At 62.3% G+C, this 17,219-nt stretch carries 16 protein-coding genes; 7 read left to right on the forward strand and 9 right to left on the reverse strand.

Going from position 1 to position 17,219, the window contains the following annotated elements; genetic code table 11:
• Positions 1 to 135: 135 nt before the first annotated feature.
• Positions 136 to 1,188: a DNA polymerase III subunit delta gene (holA, locus tag QFZ88_RS13675; protein WP_024923273.1), complete on the forward strand. Its 1,053-nt coding sequence runs from the start codon at positions 136 to 138 to the stop codon at positions 1,186 to 1,188.
• 111 nt (positions 1,189 to 1,299) lie between these two features.
• On the opposite strand, the gene QFZ88_RS13680 is transcribed toward holA, so the two are convergent.
• The 5 genes from QFZ88_RS13680 to mnmE all read right to left on the reverse strand — a co-directional run bounded on the left by QFZ88_RS13680 (position 1,300) and on the right by mnmE (position 7,040).
• Positions 1,300 to 2,184: a ParB/RepB/Spo0J family partition protein gene (locus tag QFZ88_RS13680; RefSeq protein WP_024923274.1), complete on the reverse strand. Its 885-nt coding sequence runs from the start codon at positions 2,182 to 2,184 to the stop codon at positions 1,300 to 1,302.
• Positions 2,185 to 2,221: 37 nt separating this feature from the next.
• Positions 2,222 to 3,010: a ParA family protein gene (locus QFZ88_RS13685; RefSeq protein ID WP_024923275.1), complete on the reverse strand. Its 789-nt coding sequence runs from the start codon at positions 3,008 to 3,010 to the stop codon at positions 2,222 to 2,224.
• A 44-nt stretch (positions 3,011 to 3,054) separates the two neighbouring features.
• Positions 3,055 to 3,684: a 16S rRNA (guanine(527)-N(7))-methyltransferase RsmG gene (rsmG, locus tag QFZ88_RS13690; protein WP_024923276.1), complete on the reverse strand. Its 630-nt coding sequence runs from the start codon at positions 3,682 to 3,684 to the stop codon at positions 3,055 to 3,057.
• Complete coding sequence (gene mnmG / locus QFZ88_RS13695) at positions 3,681 to 5,552, reverse strand: tRNA uridine-5-carboxymethylaminomethyl(34) synthesis enzyme MnmG (protein WP_024923277.1); 1,872 nt, start codon at positions 5,550 to 5,552, stop codon at positions 3,681 to 3,683. Before mnmG ends, rsmG begins: the two co-directional genes overlap by 4 nt.
• A 159-nt stretch (positions 5,553 to 5,711) precedes the next feature.
• The gene (gene mnmE, locus QFZ88_RS13700) at positions 5,712 to 7,040 is read right to left on the reverse strand and encodes a tRNA uridine-5-carboxymethylaminomethyl(34) synthesis GTPase MnmE (RefSeq protein WP_024923278.1); all 1,329 of its coding nucleotides are present in this window, start codon (positions 7,038 to 7,040) and stop codon (positions 5,712 to 5,714) included.
• Between the two features lie 76 nt (positions 7,041 to 7,116).
• Between mnmE and QFZ88_RS13705 the strand changes: the two genes are divergently transcribed.
• Entirely contained in the window at positions 7,117 to 9,114 is a 1,998-nt protein-coding gene (locus QFZ88_RS13705; protein WP_210270986.1) for a thioredoxin domain-containing protein, read from the forward strand.
• A gap of 184 nt (positions 9,115 to 9,298) precedes the next feature.
• Here QFZ88_RS13705 and rho read toward each other — a convergent pair whose 3' ends face one another.
• The 3 genes from rho to hemE all read right to left on the reverse strand — a co-directional run bounded on the left by rho (position 9,299) and on the right by hemE (position 12,490).
• The gene (gene rho / locus QFZ88_RS13710) at positions 9,299 to 10,564 is read right to left on the reverse strand and encodes a transcription termination factor Rho (RefSeq protein ID WP_024923280.1); all 1,266 of its coding nucleotides are present in this window, start codon (positions 10,562 to 10,564) and stop codon (positions 9,299 to 9,301) included.
• A gap of 364 nt (positions 10,565 to 10,928) precedes the next feature.
• Entirely contained in the window at positions 10,929 to 11,465 is a 537-nt protein-coding gene (hemJ, locus tag QFZ88_RS13715) for a protoporphyrinogen oxidase HemJ (RefSeq protein ID WP_024923281.1), read from the reverse strand.
• A complete protein-coding gene (gene hemE / locus QFZ88_RS13720) occupies positions 11,462 to 12,490 on the reverse strand; it encodes a uroporphyrinogen decarboxylase (protein WP_024923282.1) in 1,029 nt (342 codons plus the stop codon). The genes hemJ and hemE overlap by 4 nt, the downstream gene beginning before the upstream one ends.
• Before the next feature lie 398 nt (positions 12,491 to 12,888).
• Between hemE and QFZ88_RS13725 the strand changes: the two genes are divergently transcribed.
• The 5 genes from QFZ88_RS13725 (at position 12,889) to dnaQ (ending at position 16,638) form a co-directional block, all read left to right on the forward strand.
• The gene (locus QFZ88_RS13725) at positions 12,889 to 13,713 is read left to right on the forward strand and encodes a pyruvate, water dikinase regulatory protein (RefSeq protein ID WP_024923283.1); all 825 of its coding nucleotides are present in this window, start codon (positions 12,889 to 12,891) and stop codon (positions 13,711 to 13,713) included.
• A gap of 84 nt (positions 13,714 to 13,797) precedes the next feature.
• Positions 13,798 to 14,397 carry a Maf-like protein gene (locus QFZ88_RS13730; RefSeq protein ID WP_024923284.1) on the forward strand — a complete coding sequence of 200 codons (600 nt, stop codon included), beginning with the start codon at positions 13,798 to 13,800 and terminating at the stop codon, positions 14,395 to 14,397.
• Positions 14,390 to 15,229, forward strand: a complete 840-nt coding sequence (locus tag QFZ88_RS13735; RefSeq protein WP_024923285.1) for a shikimate dehydrogenase — start codon at positions 14,390 to 14,392, stop codon at positions 15,227 to 15,229. Before QFZ88_RS13730 ends, QFZ88_RS13735 begins: the two co-directional genes overlap by 8 nt.
• Entirely contained in the window at positions 15,226 to 15,831 is a 606-nt protein-coding gene (coaE, locus tag QFZ88_RS13740) for a dephospho-CoA kinase (protein WP_024923286.1), read from the forward strand. The genes QFZ88_RS13735 and coaE overlap by 4 nt, the downstream gene beginning before the upstream one ends.
• A 96-nt stretch (positions 15,832 to 15,927) precedes the next feature.
• Entirely contained in the window at positions 15,928 to 16,638 is a 711-nt protein-coding gene (dnaQ, locus tag QFZ88_RS13745) for a DNA polymerase III subunit epsilon (RefSeq protein WP_024923287.1), read from the forward strand.
• A 78-nt stretch (positions 16,639 to 16,716) separates the two neighbouring features.
• Here the strand turns inward: dnaQ and secB are convergent, their stop codons facing one another.
• Entirely contained in the window at positions 16,717 to 17,205 is a 489-nt protein-coding gene (secB, locus tag QFZ88_RS13750) for a protein-export chaperone SecB (protein ID WP_024923288.1), read from the reverse strand.
• Between the last annotated feature and the right edge of the window lie 14 nt (positions 17,206 to 17,219).

The following is a 17,219-nucleotide window of genomic DNA, read 5'->3' on the forward strand; positions in this document are numbered from 1 at the left end:
AATGTGGCAGGAATTCCACGTAATATCCCGTCTCTTCCTGGTCTTTGCCGGCAACAAACTGCATGGCGGATCGCCCGTTTGGGTTCGATAGCTGCAGCCGTTCGCCTTGCCGCAACATCGTGCTAAGGGACATTCATGGCACAGAAGAAAGCCTCGGAAGTCGATTCGTGGCTCGCACGGCCGGACGCGCGCGTTTGGCTGGTCCTCATCTATGGACCGGATCGCGGCCTGGTGGCTGAGCGTGCCCGCGCTTTTGCGGTGCGCACCGGTCTGCCGCTCGACGATCCCTTTTCCGTGGTGAAGCTGGACGCCGGTGAGGCCGACCGCGACGAGGGCCGGCTGCTGGACGAGGCACGCACCGTGCCGATGTTCTCCGACCGGCGGCTGCTTTGGCTTCGCAATGCCGGTGCCCAAAAAGGTCTCGCCGAAGACGTCAAGGCGCTATTGGCCGAACCGCCGCGCGACGCCATCGTCTTGATCGAGGCAGGCGATCTCAAGAAAGGTGTCGGGCTGCGCAACATCGTCGAAGCTGGCGACGGCGCCATGGCGTTGCCTTGCTATTCCGACGAGGCTCGCGACATCGACAGCGTCATCGACGATGAGCTCGGCAAGGCCGGCATGTCGATGACGCTGGAAGCGCGCCAGATGCTGCGTCGCAATCTTGGCGGCGACCGGCTGGCCTCACGCGGCGAGGTCGCCAAACTGACGCTTTATGCGCTTGGTCGCGGCGAAATCACGCTGGACGATGTGCAGGCCCTGACCGGTGACGTTTCGGGACAATCCTTCGACGATGCCGTGGATGCCGTTCTGGCCGGACAATTGGACGCGTTCGACACTGCATTTACCCGTCAATGCCAGGCAGGTGGCCAGCCTTTTCTTGCGTTGTCGGGCGCCATGCGCCAGCTCCAGGCCTTGCATGCGATGCGCGGAACGATGGATGCGGATGGCCGCAACGCCGCAGCGATTGTCGCTGCGCACAAGCCGCCGGTGTTTTTCACGCGACGCAGACTGGTGGAAACCGCGCTGCAGCGCTGGACCACCGACGCCCTGGCCAGAGCTTTGACCCGCCTGCAGGCCGCAATCCTGCAGACACGGCGACGGTCGGATCTGGCTGCTTCCATCGCCCGTCAGGCTCTGCTTGGTATCGCGGTGGAAAGCGCCAGGCTCAGCAACCGGCGCGCCGGATGACCGGAGCACCGCGGCGATCCAAAACAGAAAACCTTTTTGAAACAATATGTTAAAGCCATCCCCGGCGAACAGATCGGCGCAAACAGACCTCTCAGGGATGACCGGCCAGGATCAGCTCTGTTTCAGGCGCCGGCAGAGGTCGTCGAGCTGGTCGAGAGAACGGTAGGACACGCGCAATTCGCCACCACCGCTCTTATGCGCGATGACCACTTTCATGCCGGTGACATCCGATAGCAATCTCTCCAGCGCCAAAGTGTCCGGGTCCTTCTCGGCGGCGCCGGAAGGCTTGGCCTCGCGTTGCGCCTGAGCCGGCATCTGCGCCAGCGCTTCGGCCTGCCGCACGGAAAGCCCCTCTTCGACGATCCGCTTGGCCAGCGCCGCCGGATCCTGGGCGGTTACCAGCGTTCTGGCATGACCGGCGGACAACGAACCGTCGACCAGCATATCGCGGATGACATCCGGCAGTTTCAGCAGCCGCAGCGTGTTCGCGACATGGCTGCGGCTCTTGCCGATGACCTGGCCGAGATCGGCCTGGCTGTAGTCATGCTCATCGATCAGCTGCTGATAACCAAGCGCTTCCTCGACCGGATTGAGGTCCGCGCGCTGCACGTTCTCGATGATCGCCAGTTCCAGCGCAGTGCGGTCGTTCACATCGCGCACGATAACCGGAAGCTCGATCAAGCCGGCGCGCTGGGCTGCCCGCCAACGGCGCTCGCCGGCGATGATCTCATAGCGGCCCTGCTGGGTCGGCGACGGACGCACCACCACCGGCTGCACGACACCGTGCTCACGGATGGACTGCGACAGATCCGTCAGTTCCGCTTCCCCGAAATGACGGCGCGGGTTGCGTGGATTGGGGGTGACGAATTCGATCGGCACCTTGCCGTCCGCCGCCAGGCGCGGCTTCTCCGTCTCGACGGCCGCAGGACGGTCGATTTCGCCGATCAGTGCCGCCAGCCCACGGCCCAGCCGCTTTCTTGAGGGATCGTCGTTCATATTTGGTCTTCCGGATCGTTTCGGTATCGAATCGGTTTCAGGCGGCACGCAACTGACGTTCGCGGCGGATCACTTCAGACGCCAGTTGCAGATAGGCCTGGCTGCCTGAACATTTCAGATCGTAAAGGATGGCCGGCTTGCCGTAGGACGGCGCTTCCGACACCCGGACATTGCGTGGGATTATGGTCTCATAGACCTTGTCGCCCATATAGGCACGCACGTCCTGCACGACCTGATTGGCGAGATTGTTGCGCCCATCGAACATGGTGAGCACGATGCCCTGGATGCTGAGGGCCGGATTGATCGAGCCACGTACCTGCTCGACCGTTTCGAGCAGCTGGCTGAGGCCTTCCAGCGCGAAGAATTCGCATTGCAGCGGCACCAGCACAGAATCCGCGGCTGCCATCGAATTGAGCGTCAGCAGATTGAGCGACGGCGGGCAGTCGATCAGCACATAGCTGAACTTGTCCGAGGCGTGGATCGCATTGCGCAGCCGCAACACACGATCCGGCGCCGAGGCAATCTCCATCTCGATGCCGAGCAGATCGAGCGTCGACGGCACGATCGACAGGCCGGGCACGGCCGTCGGCATCGCCGCCGCTTCCAGGTCGAGCTGACCGGTGAGCACGTCATAAGAAGAAACCGCGCGGTCGCGACGATCGATGCCGAGACCGGTGCTTGCGTTGCCCTGCGGATCGAGATCGACGATCAGCACGCGCTCGCCGATCGCCGCAAGGGCGGTCGCCAGGTTGATGGCGGTGGTCGTCTTGCCGACCCCGCCTTTTTGGTTGGCGACCGTGATGATCCTTGGTCCGGTGCTGGTCATGGTTTCCCGCCAGAAGTTCATTTCGCGAGCGATAAGCTTTCCAATCAAGCCCTGCGCACATTGCGCAGATCAAGCACAACCCCTTGTGGGTCGATCAAGCTGCCATGTTTTAGCAGATCGAACCGCCAGCGGTGAGCGCTTTCTTCGATCTCCCGCTCATAATCCCGACCTTTATGGAACAGGGCGCGCGCGCCGGCAGCCAGCCACGGCTCGGCCAGCCCCAACAGGTCCGTCAAAGGTGCCAAGGCGCGAGCTGTCACCACCTCCGGCGCTTTCACGAACGGATAGGAATCCTCGATCCGCTTTGCCACGATCCGGGCGGGCAACCGAAACTCGCCTACCGTGGCCTGCAGGAATCCGGTTTTCTTGCGATTGCTCTCGACCAGATCGATCGTACCGCCGCACTCGCCAAGCAGGAACGCCATGACGAGGCCCGGAAATCCGCCACCGGAACCGATATCGACCCATTTCGTGGCAAGCGGTTCGAGGGCCGCCAACTGGGCGCTGTCAAGAATATGACGCTGCCATATCTCGGCTTCCGTCGATGCCGCAATGAGATTGATGCGGTTGTTCCATTTCAGGAAATGCGTCTCGAACGCACGCAGGCGCTCGAATGTTTCACGTGAAACGTGTCCCGCCACATCCTGTAGACTCTCAAAGGATGCAGTGCTCAAGCGGCACCCTTTTGTGCCAGCTCCGCGTTGCGGATATGGGCGACGATAACCGCCAATGCGGCGGGCGTCATGCCTTCCATGCGTTGCGCATCCGCCACCGAACGCGGCCTGCGGTTGCTCATTTTCTGCTTGAGTTCGTTCGACAGACCCGACACCGCCGCGAAGTCCAGATCTTGCGGGATCAACCGGCTTTCCTCATGACGCATCTGTTCGACATCGGCTTTCTGCCGACCTAGGTAGACGGCATATTTCGCTTCAATTTCAAGAGCTTCCGCTGTCTTGACATCGACAGCGCCAAACCTGTCGTCGATTTGGCCGAGCAGCGCAACATCAACATCCGGATAAGCCAGCAGTTCGTAAAGCGAGCGCCTCACCCCGTCGCGATTGATTTCGATGCCAAACCTGGCCGCCTCATTCGGCGTCAGCTGGATCTCTTGCGCCAGCGCCCGCGCCCCGTCCACGCGATCCCGAACTTCCTTGAATCGCTGCGCGCGATCCGCCGACACGATGCCCAGTTCGATTGCCTTCGGCGTCAACCTTTCATCGGCATTATCGGCACGCAACGACAACCGAAACTCCGCCCGGGAGGTGAACATCCGGTATGGTTCGGCGATGCCGCGGCTAGTCAGGTCGTCAATCATCACGCCGATATAGGCTTCGGTGCGGCTCAGCACGACCTCCTCGCCACCAGAAGCGCGGCGAGCGGCGTTCAGCCCGGCGACCAGACCCTGGGCGCCCGCCTCCTCATAACCGGTCGTCCCATTGATCTGACCGGCCAGGAACAACCCTTTGACCCGTCGGGTTTCCAGCGTCGGCAACAGTTCGCGCGGATCGACATGATCATATTCAATAGCGTAGCCCGGCTGCAGCATATGCGCCCGCTCCAGGCCCGGAATGGTCTTCAGTAAATCCAGCTGCGCGTCTTCCGGCAACGAGGTCGAAATGCCGTTTGGGTAGACGGTCGAATCGTCAAGCCCTTCGGGTTCCAGGAATATCTGGTGCCCCTCGCGATCACCGAACTTGACAATCTTGTCTTCGATCGACGGGCAATAACGCGGGCCGACACCTTCGATCTCGCCGGAATACATAGCCGAGCGACTGAGATTGGCCCTGATCACCGCATGCGATGCCGGCGTCGTTCGCGTTATGCCGCAATCGATCTGCGGGTTGCGAATTCGATCCGTCATCAGAGAAAAAGGCACAGGGTCGTTATCCGCTGCCTGGCTCTCCAGCGACTTCCAGTCGATGGTACGCCCATCGAGCCGTGGCGGCGTACCCGTCTTCAAGCGCCCGAGATTGAAGCCGATGCGCTCCATCGTCGCTGACAGGCCCATCGACGCCTGTTCGTTCATCCGCCCGGCCACGATCTTGCGATCGCCGATATGAATGAGGCCACGAAGGAAGGTGCCGGTGGTTAATACCACCGCGCCGCAAGGCAACCTGCGTCCGTCCGCCAGAAGCACCGCTTCAACGGAGCCATTCTTCACTTCGAAATCAAGCACTTCGCCCTCGACGACGTCGAGGTTGGCCTGAGCGCGAATGGCATCCTGCATGGCCAGCCGGTAGAGCTTGCGATCAGCCTGCGTGCGCGGCCCGCGCACGGCCGGGCCCTTCCTGCGGTTGAGCAGGCGGAACTGGATGCCGGCCGCATCAGCGACGCGGCCCATCAGGCCGTCCATCGCATCGATCTCGCGAACCAGATGCCCCTTGCCAAGGCCGCCAATCGCGGGATTGCAGGACATCACGCCGATGGTGTCGAAACGCAGCGTAACCAGAGCCGTACGCGCGCCAGCGCGCGCCGCCGCACTGGCTGCCTCGCATCCGGCATGGCCGCCGCCAACCACGACTACGTCGTAGCTGTTGCTCATCGTCTTGGCTCCTGGAGTTTCGTTGTCGATTTCATGTTCCTAGAAACGAGTCGTGTCAAGGAAAAGCAATTTGGTTTCACGTGAAACATCATGAGACGGTCACCTGCCCAGGTGTTTCACGTGAATCACCTTCTTTGACACGGAAATGTTTCACGTGAGTCACTTGCCGATACAGAACTGCGAGAAGATGACGTCGAGCAGATCTTCGACACCCGCCGTGCCGACGATCCGCCCGAGCCTATCCCCCGCGAGCCGCAGATCCTCCGCGCGAAGTTCCTGAAATGCGTCGCTTTGCCCAGCCGCGTGATCGATAAAACTCCGGCTCGCCTCCAACAGTTCCACATGGCGCAGGCGCGACGGCAACAGCTCTCCCGTCGTCCCAGCAGCCTCATTTGCCAACCTGCCCAGTTCATCGAGGAGGCCTGCCAACCCGAGCCCCGAAACCGTGGAGACAGCGAGATCATACCTCCGTTCTCCGTCCTTAGGCGCAGCTTCAATCAGGTCGGCCTTTGTCCCAACGCGAAGAACCGGCACACTCGCAGGTACCTCCAGCGATGTAATCGGTCCTGTCATATCCTCAAGCACGATCAGCAGGTCGGCTTCGTTCGCGCGTTCCCTGGCGCGTCCGATCCCGATCGTCTCGACCTTTCCTGCCTGCTCCCGCAAGCCTGCCGTATCCGTCAACCGCACCCTCAAGCCACCAAGATCAAGCGCAACTTCCAGAAGATCGCGTGTCGTGCCTGCTTCATCGCTGACAATCGCCACATCACGTTTGGCCAAAGCATTGAAGAGGCTGGACTTACCTGCGTTCGGCGCACCTAGAATGACGACATCGAAACCTTCACGAAGGATTTCTCCGGCATGGAACCCCTTAACGTGTTCGCCGATCTCGCTAGAAAGCTTGTGCATATCAGCCCAGACGCTCGCCGAAACCGAACCGGGCACATCATCTTCGTCCGCGAAATCGATCTCGGCCTCGATCATCGCCCGGGCGTGGATAAGCCGCTTGCGCCAGTCTTCGTAAAGCTTGCTTTGCGCTCCGCTCGCGCTCAGCACGGCAAAACGACGCTGCGCTTCCGTCTCGGCATTGATCAGGTCGGCCAACGCTTCCGTCTCGATCAAATCGACCTTGCCATTGAGAAAGGCCCTGCGGGTGAACTCGCCGGGCTCCGCATGCCTGATGCCGTCGATGGTCGTGAGCCTCTTCAGCAATGCTGCCACCACGGCGCGCCCGCCGTGCACCTGGAATTCCGCGACATCCTCCCCCGTAAAGGACGCCGGGCCTTCGAAGAAAACCACCAAACTTGTGTCGATTACGGTGCCGTCGGATTGCTTCAGTTTCCGCAGGTGAGCCGTGTGCGAGAGCGGCACTGAACCAGATATCGTTTCGAGTGCGAATCGAACCTGTGGGCCGGACAGGCGAACCACGGCGACGCCGGCAGGTAGTTTACCGCTCGAGAGTGCGACGATCGAATCCGAAAATCTCATTTGTCCGCTCGTGGAAATCCCCTAACGTCAGCGCCATCGCAACAGGGCGCTTGCCGTGACGCTACCGCAAAGAAACATGCTGGCCGATGAGGCGAGCCCCTATCTTCGCCAACATGCCGAAAACCCCGTCCATTGGCGTGCCTGGTCCCAGGCCGCGCTCGACGAAGCCAGGGCGTCCGATCGACCAATCCTGCTCTCGATCGGTTATGCCGCCTGCCACTGGTGCCATGTGATGGCGCATGAAAGTTTCGAGAACGCCGAAATCGCAGGCGTCATGAACCGTCTGTTCGTCAATATCAAGGTCGATCGCGAGGAGCGGCCCGATATCGATCAGATCTATATGGCGTCGCTCTCGGCCATGGGCGAGCAAGGTGGCTGGCCGCTCACCATGTTCCTGACGCCAGACGGCAAGCCGTTCTGGGGCGGAACCTACTTCCCACCAACGTCGCGATACGGTCGGCCAGGCTTCGTGCAGGTACTGGAGGCCGTCGATAAAGCCTGGCGCGAAAAGAGGAGCAGCATCGCCCAAAGCGCGGACGGCCTGGTCGCCCATGTCGCGGCACGCTTGTCGTCGGCTGAACCAAGGACCGCACTGACAAAGGATACCCTGGATGGCCTCGCTGCGGGCATCCAGGGCATGATCGACTGGCGTGGAGGTGGCCTGTCCGGCGCGCCGAAGTTCCCCAATGCGCCCTTCACGACCACGCTCTGGCTGTCCTGGCTGCAGACGGGCAATACGACCCGCCGCGATGCCGTCCTTCTCGGCTTGCGCAAGATGCTGGCTGGCGGCATCTACGACCATGTCGGCGGCGGCCTCTGTCGTTATTCCACGGACGCCGAATGGACGGTGCCGCATTTCGAGAAGATGCTGTACGACAATGCTCAGCTCCTGCGCCTGGCCAACTGGGCCTATGCCGAGACGGGCGATGAACTGTTTCGGCACCGAATCGAGGAGACTGTCGCCTGGCTTCTGCGTGACATGCGCGTCGACGGCGGTGCATTTGCGTCGAGCTATGACGCCGACAGCGAAGGCGAGGAAGGCCTTTATTACTGCTGGACAGACGGAGAAATCGCCGACGCTCTCGGCAGCGATTCTGGCTTGTTTTCCAGATACTTCTCGCTGGTCAGTCCCTCGGCCTGGGAAGGCAAACCGATCCTGCGCCAGACTGGCGAGCAACGCGACGCTAGTGTAACCGATCACGCTGTTGTTGCTGGCCTCAAGGCCAAGCTGCTGGCCAGCCGCTCATCACGCATCGCGCCCGGGCGCGACGACAAGGTGCTGGCCGACTGGAACGGACTTGCCATCACCGCACTGGCCGAATGCGGGCGTTCATTTGGCCGAACCGACTGGATCGAAGCCGCTGCCCAAGCCTTCTCGACCATTCTTTCAGCGACTGAGAACGGCCGTATCCCCCACTCCATTCTCGGATCGAAGAAGCTGTTTCCCGCGCTTTCCGGCGATTATGCCGCTCTCATCAATGCCGCGGTTGCCCTATTTGAAGCAACACACGACCAAAAATATATCAATATTGCCAAAGGGTTGGCTGAACAACTCGACCGCTGGCATGACGACAGCGCCGGAACCGGGCACTTCCTGTCCGCGTCCGACAGCGCCGATGTTCCGATCCGCATCCGTGGCGATGTCGATGAAGCCATTCCCTCCGCCACCGGACAGATCGTTGAAGCCTTGGCGCGGCTGGCGACCGCCACTGGCGATCTGGCCTTGCAGGACAAGGCCTATATCGTCGCCGAGCACGCTATGGGCCGCGCGTCCAAACAGGCCTACGGCCAGGCCGGCATCGTCAATTCCTGCGTGCTGGTGCTCGAGCCCTTGAAGCTTGTCATCATCGAAAGCTCCGACAATCCAAGCCTTGTTCCGGTAGCGAATCGAAATCCGGACCCGCGCCGCGTCGATCTTATCGTGCCGCTGGGGGACGCCGCACCGGGTCTGCCCGGGGGTTTGGTCCCGACCACCGAGAGGCCGGGGGCTTATTACTGCACCGGCCAGGTCTGCCTGGCGGTTGTCACCGAACCGGAGGAACTCGAGCGTCTCCTGCGCCGCAAAAGTGGGTAGGATCGGATGTCACAAACCAGAGTCAAATAATTTTCTATAATTTATACAATAGGTTACGCGGAAGCATCCGCAACCTGGCACCGGTTTTGATACACAACAGGGTCCAGAAATACAAAACGCGCCCGTTTGGGCGCGCCTTGCCTTGAAAATCGTCCATTACCGTTCGCCGGTAATAGAAACCTGATCAGGTGTTCATCGAATCGAAGAAGTCGCCATTGGTCTTCGTCTGCTTCAGCTTGTCGATGAGGAACTCGATCGCGTCGGTCGTGCCCATCGGTGCCAGGATACGGCGCAGCACGAAGATCTTCTGCAGGTCCGCGCGCGGCACCAGGAGGTCCTCCTTGCGCGTACCGGATTTCAGGATATCCATCGCCGGGTAGATGCGCTTGTCGGCCACCTTGCGGTCGAGCACGATTTCCGAGTTGCCGGTACCCTTGAACTCTTCGAAGATCACTTCGTCCATGCGGCTGCCGGTATCGATCAGCGCGGTGGCGATGATGGTCAGCGAACCGCCTTCCTCGATGTTACGGGCGGCGCCGAAGAAACGCTTCGGCCGCTGCAACGCGTTGGCGTCGACACCGCCGGTCAGCACCTTGCCGGACGACGGCACCACGGTGTTGTAGGCGCGGCCGAGGCGGGTGATCGAATCAAGCAGGATGACGACGTCGCGGCCATGCTCGACCAGGCGCTTGGCCTTTTCGATGACCATTTCGGCGACCTGAACGTGGCGGGCAGCCGGCTCGTCGAAGGTCGAGGACACAACCTCGCCCTTCACCGAACGCTGCATGTCGGTGACTTCTTCCGGACGCTCGTCGATCAGAAGCACGATCAGATAGCATTCGGGATGGTTGGTGGTGATCGAGTGGGCGATGTTCTGCAGCAGCACCGTCTTACCCGTGCGCGGCTGCGCCACGATCAGCGCACGCTGGCCCTTGCCGAGCGGTGCCACCAGGTCGATGACGCGCGGCGAGATATCCTTAGTGGTCGGGTTCTCGACCTCCATCTTCAGCCGCGAGGTCGGATAGAGCGGCGTCAGATTGTCGAAATGGATCTTGTGCCGGATCTTCTCCGGGTCGTCGAAATTGATGGTGTTGACCTTGAGCAGCGCGAAATAGCGTTCGCCTTCCTTCGGGCTGCGGATCGGTCCTTCCACGGTGTCGCCGGTCTTCAGCGAGAAGCGGCGGATCTGGGAGGGTGAAATATAGATATCGTCCGGACCCGGAAGATAATTGGCGTTGGCGGAGCGAAGGAAGCCGAAGCCGTCCTGCAACACCTCGACGACGCCGTCGCCGATGATCTCGACGTCCTGCGCGGCCAGCTTCTTGAGGATCGCGAACATCAGCTCCTGCTTGCGCATGACGCTGGCGTTCTCGACCTCGAGCGATTCCGCGTAAGCGATCAGCTCCGGCGGCTTCTTGTTTTTGAATTCGGTAAGTTTCATTTCCTGCATGAGAGGAGCCTGAATGTAAAAATGGGAAAATGGGTCGGCGGGTGAAAAAGTGCCGAACGCAACCGGAAGGCGGGAATTGAATGCGGTGCGTGACGAGGAGAGACCCGTCTTGTACCGTCACACTATCCAAAGAGCAAGGCGCGAAATTATGCCTCGGCTCAAGCTTTTTGCCGCTTCTGGCGTGCCTGGGTTGAGAAAGACAAACCCGCGGACAAGAATTTCCTCGAAACCGGCCTGCCAAGCCAAGATTTCGAACCCCTACTGCGTCGACCAGAAAATCGGAATCGATTTTCGGCAGGCACAATGCAGCGGATTCAAAAAGTTCAGGGCGCCCTTTATGCGCCCGCTTGGACGCGCCGATGCCTCAGAACGGCTTCACGATCACCAACACGACGATGACGATCATCAGCAATGTGGGGATCTCGTTGACGATCCGCCAGTGCCTCGCTGGTTTTTCATTGCGGTCCTCGGCGAATTTGCGCACCGCGCCGACCAGATAGCCGTGCACGGCCGAAAGCAGCACCACGGCACCGATCTTGGCGTGCAGCCAGCCGCCGTGGAAGCCGAAGCCCTTCCATGCCAGCCACAGGCCAAAGGCCCAGCTGATCACCATGGCGGGGTTGATGATGCCGCGCAGCAGGCGCCGCTCCATCACTTTGAAGGTCTCGGACTGTTCGGAGCCGCGTTCAGTCTCGGCATGATAGACGAAGAGCCGCGGCAGATAGAGCATGCCGGCCATCCACGAGATGACCGCGATCACATGCACGGCCTTGGCCCAGGGATAGAAATCGGCCGGCGCCAACAGATAGAGCAGCGCGGTGAGGAACAGGAAGATGGCGATGGCGATGGCTGCCCGCCGCAGTGCCTGACCACCGCTGCCCGTATTTTCGGTTGCGCTCATCGACGGCTCCTCACCTGTTTCACCATCGCCTCGACATGGGCAATCGGCGTCTCCGGCGTGATGCCGTGGCCGAGGTTGAAAATCAGCGGCCCGTCGCCCAGCGTGTCGAGGATCGCCGCCACACCCTCCTCCAGCGCCCGTCCGCCGGCCACCAGCCGCAGCGGATCGAGATTGCCTTGTACGGCGCCGCCCTTCTGCAGCGCCTTCGCTGCGGTCAGCGGCACGGTCCAGTCGAGGCCGAGGCCCGTTATACCCGTCAGCGAGCGATAGGACGCATAGTTGAAACCGGCACCCTTCGGAAAACCGATGATCGGCACTTCGGGATAGACCGCACGCACCCGCCGCACGATCTCGGCTACCGGCTCCACGCAGAAGGCCTGGAAGGACGCCTCGTCCAGAACCCCGGACCAGGAATCGAAGATCTGCACCACATCCGCGCCCGCCTCGATCTGGCGGATGAGATAGGCGGCGGACTGCTCGGCCAGCACCGCCAACAGGCGTCGCATCGCCTGCGACTCGCGATAGGAAAACAGCCTGGCCGGCGCCTGGTCGGGCGTGCCATGGCCGGCGATCATATAGGTGGCCACCGTCCACGGCGCTCCGCAGAAGCCGATCAGCGTCGTCTCCTCAGGCAATTTACGGCGCAGTTGGCGCACGGTTTCGTAAACCGGGGCCAGATTCACGTGAAACAATTCGGTGTCGAGTTCGTCGATCTCATCGGCCCGGATCGGCGTCAGAAGCGGCCCACGGCCCTCCTCGAAGCGCAAATCGCGGCCGAGCGCATGCGGCACGACAAGAATATCCGAGAACAGGATCGACGCGTCGAAGCCGAAGCGTTCGATCGGCTGCAGCGTCACTTCCACGGCAAGGTCTGGATTGTAGCAGAGGTCGAGAAAGCTGCCGGCGCGTTTCCGGGTCTCCCGGTACTCCGGCAGATAGCGGCCTGCCTGGCGCATCATCCAGAGCGGAGGTGGCGACACCGTCTCGCCCTTCAGTACCTCAAGAACGGTCCGTTTGGCTGCCATGCGCTCGCTTTCGAAAGCCTCTTATAAATCTAATAGGATTTTTAAAGAGTCTTCTAATTCTATGAGTCTGTTTGAATCGGGAATGCCGAGCTGTCCAGCATCGGCGCCTGAAATGCCAGCCCGCATAATGTCGCGTGTTGTTCTCCGCGCCCTTGGGAACAGTGTGGAAAAGTCGATTCTTCGTTCGGATTCAAGGTACTGGCCACCTCTTGCCGCGCGATCGCCTGTGGAAGGCTGACAGCCAGATTCCATCGTCCCCAGACTTCTCCCCAGACGCCCGAAAAAGCTGACAACGCCATCAATTGTGGACAAACAGGCATCTGATACAGTCGGCCGGACCAGACCGGTGCGTTTGCCCCCACTTGTCCACATTCACCCACAGCACCCCGCGAGCCCCTGTGAACAAACCCCAGAGCTTCTTCCACCTCCACCTGATTTCCGACGCCACCGGCGAGACGCTGCTGGCCGCCGGCCGGGCGGCATCGGCGCAATACAAGGATGCGCGCGCCATCGAGCACATCTATCCGCTGATCCGTACCGAGAAACAGCTGATGAAGGTGTTCGACGATATCGAGGAAGAACCGGGTATCGTGCTTTATACAGTGGTGGATCAGGCGCTTGCCCGCCGTATCGACGAACGCTGCGCCGCCATGGGCCTGCCCTGTGTTTCGGTGCTGGAACCGGTGCTGACCGTTTTCCAGTCCTATCTCGGCACCCCGGCCGGGCGGCGGGTGGGTGCCCAGCATGTGCTGGACGCCGAATATTTCCGTCGCATCGACGCGCTGAACTTCACCATGGAGCATGACGACGGCCAGTTGCCGATCGACATGGAACAGGCCGACATCGTGCTGATCGGCATTTCGCGCACCTCGAAGACGCCGACCTCCATCTATCTCGCCAATCGCGGCATCAAGACCGCCAACATCCCGATCGTGCTCGGCGTGCCGGTGCCGCAGGCACTGGTCGAGGCCAAGACGCCGCTGGTCGTCGGCCTGGTGGCCACCGCCGAACGCATCTCGCATGTCAGGCAGAACCGCCTGCTGGGTTCCACGCCCGGTTTCGATTCCAACGGCTATGTCGACCGCGCCGTCATCAACGAGGAACTGGCCTATGCCCGCCAGATATGCACCCGCCACGGCTGGCCGACCATCGATGTCAGCCGCCGCTCCATCGAAGAGACTGCCGCGGCCATTGTCGGGCTGATGCGCGAAAAGGCGCGCTAGCGCGCCTGAAAGGGCCGCGCGGGTTTTTCCTTCCAGTCTCGTCGGGCATGCTATAGCCGGGACGAAACAGCGCGCGGAGCAAACATGGCCGAGAAACTCATCCTCGCATCGGGCAGCCCGTTCAGGTTGACGATGCTGAAGAATGCCGGGCTCGATGTCGAAGCGGTGCCGGCTAAGGTCGACGAGCGCGCGCTCGAGGCACCGCTTCAAGGCAGCGGTGTGTCGCCCGAGGACGTTGCCGCCATCCTGGCGGAAGCCAAGGCGGTCGAGGTAAGCGAACGCCGGCCGGGCGCGCTGGTGCTGGGCTGCGACCAGACGCTGTCGCTGGGCGACGAGGTGTTCCACAAGCCGGCCGACATGGAAGGCGCGCGGCGCCATCTTCTGGCGTTGTCCGGCAGGACGCATCAGCTGAACAGCGCCGCGGTGCTGGTGCGCGACGGTGCGGTGCTGTGGCGGCATGTCGGCATCGCCAACCTCACCATGCGCAACCTCACCCCGGCTTTCATCGGCCGACATCTGGCGCGGGTCGGCCAGAAGGCACTCGCCAGCGTCGGCGCCTACCAGATCGAGGGCGAAGGCATCCAGCTGTTCGAAAAGGTCGAAGGCGATCATTTCACCATCGTCGGCCTGCCGCTGCTGCCGCTGCTTTCCGAACTGCGCAACCTGGGTGCCATCGATGGCTGATCGGAAGAAAGCTTTCGTGGTCGGTCATCCGGTCGCCCATTCGCGGTCGCCGAAGATCCACGGCCACTGGCTGAACAGCTACGGCATCGCCGGCAGCTACGAAGCGATCGATGTCGCGCCCGGCGATATATCAGCGTTCCTGTCGTCACTTGCCGGCAATGGCTTCAGTGGCGGCAACGTCACCATTCCGCACAAGGAAGTGGTGTTCGCGGCACTCGGGCGACGCGACGAGGCGGCCGAGCAGATCGGCGCGGTCAACACGCTGTGGTTCGAGGATGGCTTCTTGTGTGGCGGCAACACCGACGCGCATGGCTTCGCCGCCAATCTCGACGAACATGCCCCCGGCTGGGCGGGGAACGGGCCGGCGGTCGTGCTCGGCGCCGGCGGAGCCGCCCGCGCCGTCATCCATGCGCTGAAGGAGCGTGGGCTCAAGGACATCCGCATCGTCAACCGCACCGTGGCGCGGGCGCGGGAGCTGGGCGACCAGTTCGGCGCCGGTGTCTCGGCGCATGGTGCGGATGCGACCGCCGCGCTGCTCGGCGATGCCGGCCTGCTCATCAACACCACGGCGCTTGGCATGCATGGCAATGAAGGCCTGCCTGCCGATCCCGCCGGCTTGCCGGCGCATGCGATCGTCACCGACATTGTTTATGTGCCGCTGGAAACGCCGCTGCTCGCCGCCGCCAGGCAGCGCGGACTGAAGACCGTCGACGGGCTGGGCATGTTGCTGCACCAGGCGGTACCCGGTTTCGAGCGCTGGTTCGGCCGCCGGCCCGAGGTGACGCCGGAACTGCGCGCCATGATCGTCGCCGACCTGGAGACCAGCCATTGATCGTTCTCGGCCTCACTGGCTCCATCGGCATGGGCAAGTCGACCGCGGCAAAAATGTTCGCGGAGGCCGGCGTGCCGGTGCACGATTCGGACGAGGCGGTGCATCGTCTTTATGCCGGCAAGGCAGCACCTCTGGTCGAGGCCGCCTTTCCCGGCGTCACCCGGGATGGCACGGTCGACCGGGCACTGCTTGGCCAGCGTGTGCTGGGCGATGCCGCCGCGCTGAAGACGCTGGAAGCCATCATCCATCCGCTGGTGCGCGCCGACGCCGACGCCTTCCTGGCGCGCCATCGCGCCGCGGGTGCCCAACTCGCTGTGCTCGACATCCCGCTTCTGTTCGAGACCGGCGGCAGAAACCGCGTCGACAAGGTGGTGGTGGTGAGTGCGGCGGCGGCGGCGCAGCGTGAGCGCGTTCTGTCCCGCCCCGGCATGGCCGAGGAAAAGTTCGCCGCCATCCTGGCGAAGCAGGTGCCGGACGCCGAAAAGCGCCGCATGGCCGACTATGTCGTCGACACCGGCAGCAGTTTCGAGGAGACGCGGGCGGCCCTTGCGGCGATCATAGCCGAGCTAACGGGGGAAAATGGCGGCAATGACGCCGGCTGACCTTGCGGGGCGGCCAGGCGGGCTCCATTTTCGGGTCAAACGAAATGCGCCGGCATCCCTCCCCGGAGAGATGATATGGGCCGCGGAGCGTCTGTGATGCGCGAGATCATCTTCGATACAGAAACCACCGGCCTCGACGCCCGCGAGGATCGCATCATCGAGCTTGGCGGCGTCGAGCTGGTCAACCGGTTCCCGACCGGCCGCACCTTCCATAAATTCATCAACCCGCAGGGCCGCGCCATCAATCCCGAAGCCGAGGCGGTGCACGGCATCAGCGCCGCCCAGCTGGTCGGGCAGCCGAACTTCGCCGAAATCTGCGCCGAGTTCCTGGAATTCGTCGAGGACGCCAAGCTGGTCGCGCACAATGCCGGCTTCGACATGGGTTTCATCAACGCCGAATTCGGCCGTCTCGGCTACCCGGCGATCGGGCCCGAGCGCGTGGTCGACACGCTGGCGCTGGCGCGCCGCAAGCATCCCATGGGCCCCAATTCGCTCGATGCGCTGTGCCGTCGCTACGGCATCGACAACAGCCACCGCACCAAGCACGGGGCGCTGCTCGATTCCGAACTTCTGGCCGAAGTCTATGTCGAACTGATCGGCGGCAAGCAGGCCGCACTTGGCCTGGATGCCGCTTCGCAGGCCAGTCGTCGCGGTGCCGGACGGGCGGCGGTGGCGCCGCGACCGGTCCCGCTGCCGCCGCGCCTGACCGAGGCCGAACGCGAGACGCACCAGCGCATGGTCAAGACGCTGGGCGAGAAGGCGCCGTGGCTGAAATTCGACGGCGGCAAGGCCGAGGCCGCCGAGTAAACCTTGGGCAGCCTGCCTGAGGGCACAAAAAACCCGGCGCGAGGCCGGGTTTTTCAATTCTGCTTTGGCGACAGCTGATTAGCTGACCAGCACCTTGGAAGCGGCCTGATCCTCGGCCAGCTTCTGCTGGAACATCTGCGCGAAGTCGATCGGGTCGAGCATCAGCGGCGGGAAGCCGCCATTACGCGTGGCGTCCGAGATGATCTGGCGCGCGAACGGGAACAGGAGCCGCGGGCATTCGATGAACAGGATCGGCAGCATGTGCTCCTGCGGGAAGCCGGCGATGTTGAAGACGCCGCCATAGACCAGCTCGACGTTGAACAGCACTTCCTTGTCGAAGGAGGCCTTGGCGTTGAGCGTCAGATGCACGTCGAACTGCGCGTCCGAGAGCGGATTGGCGTTGACGTTGACGCTGATGGCGATGCCCGGAGCCTTGTCGCGGCCGCGCAGCGAGTTCGGCGCGCCGGGGCTTTCGAACGAAAGGTCCTTCACATACTGGGCCAGAACGTTCAGCGTCGGCTGCGCTCCGTTGCCGTTGCCAGCCTGCGCTTCATTGTTGTCGGCCATGAGCCATATCCCCT

The sequence above is a fragment of the Mesorhizobium sp. YL-MeA3-2017 genome (assembly GCF_030814575.1).
Taxonomy (GTDB): Bacteria; Pseudomonadota; Alphaproteobacteria; order Rhizobiales; family Rhizobiaceae; genus Mesorhizobium; species Mesorhizobium terrae.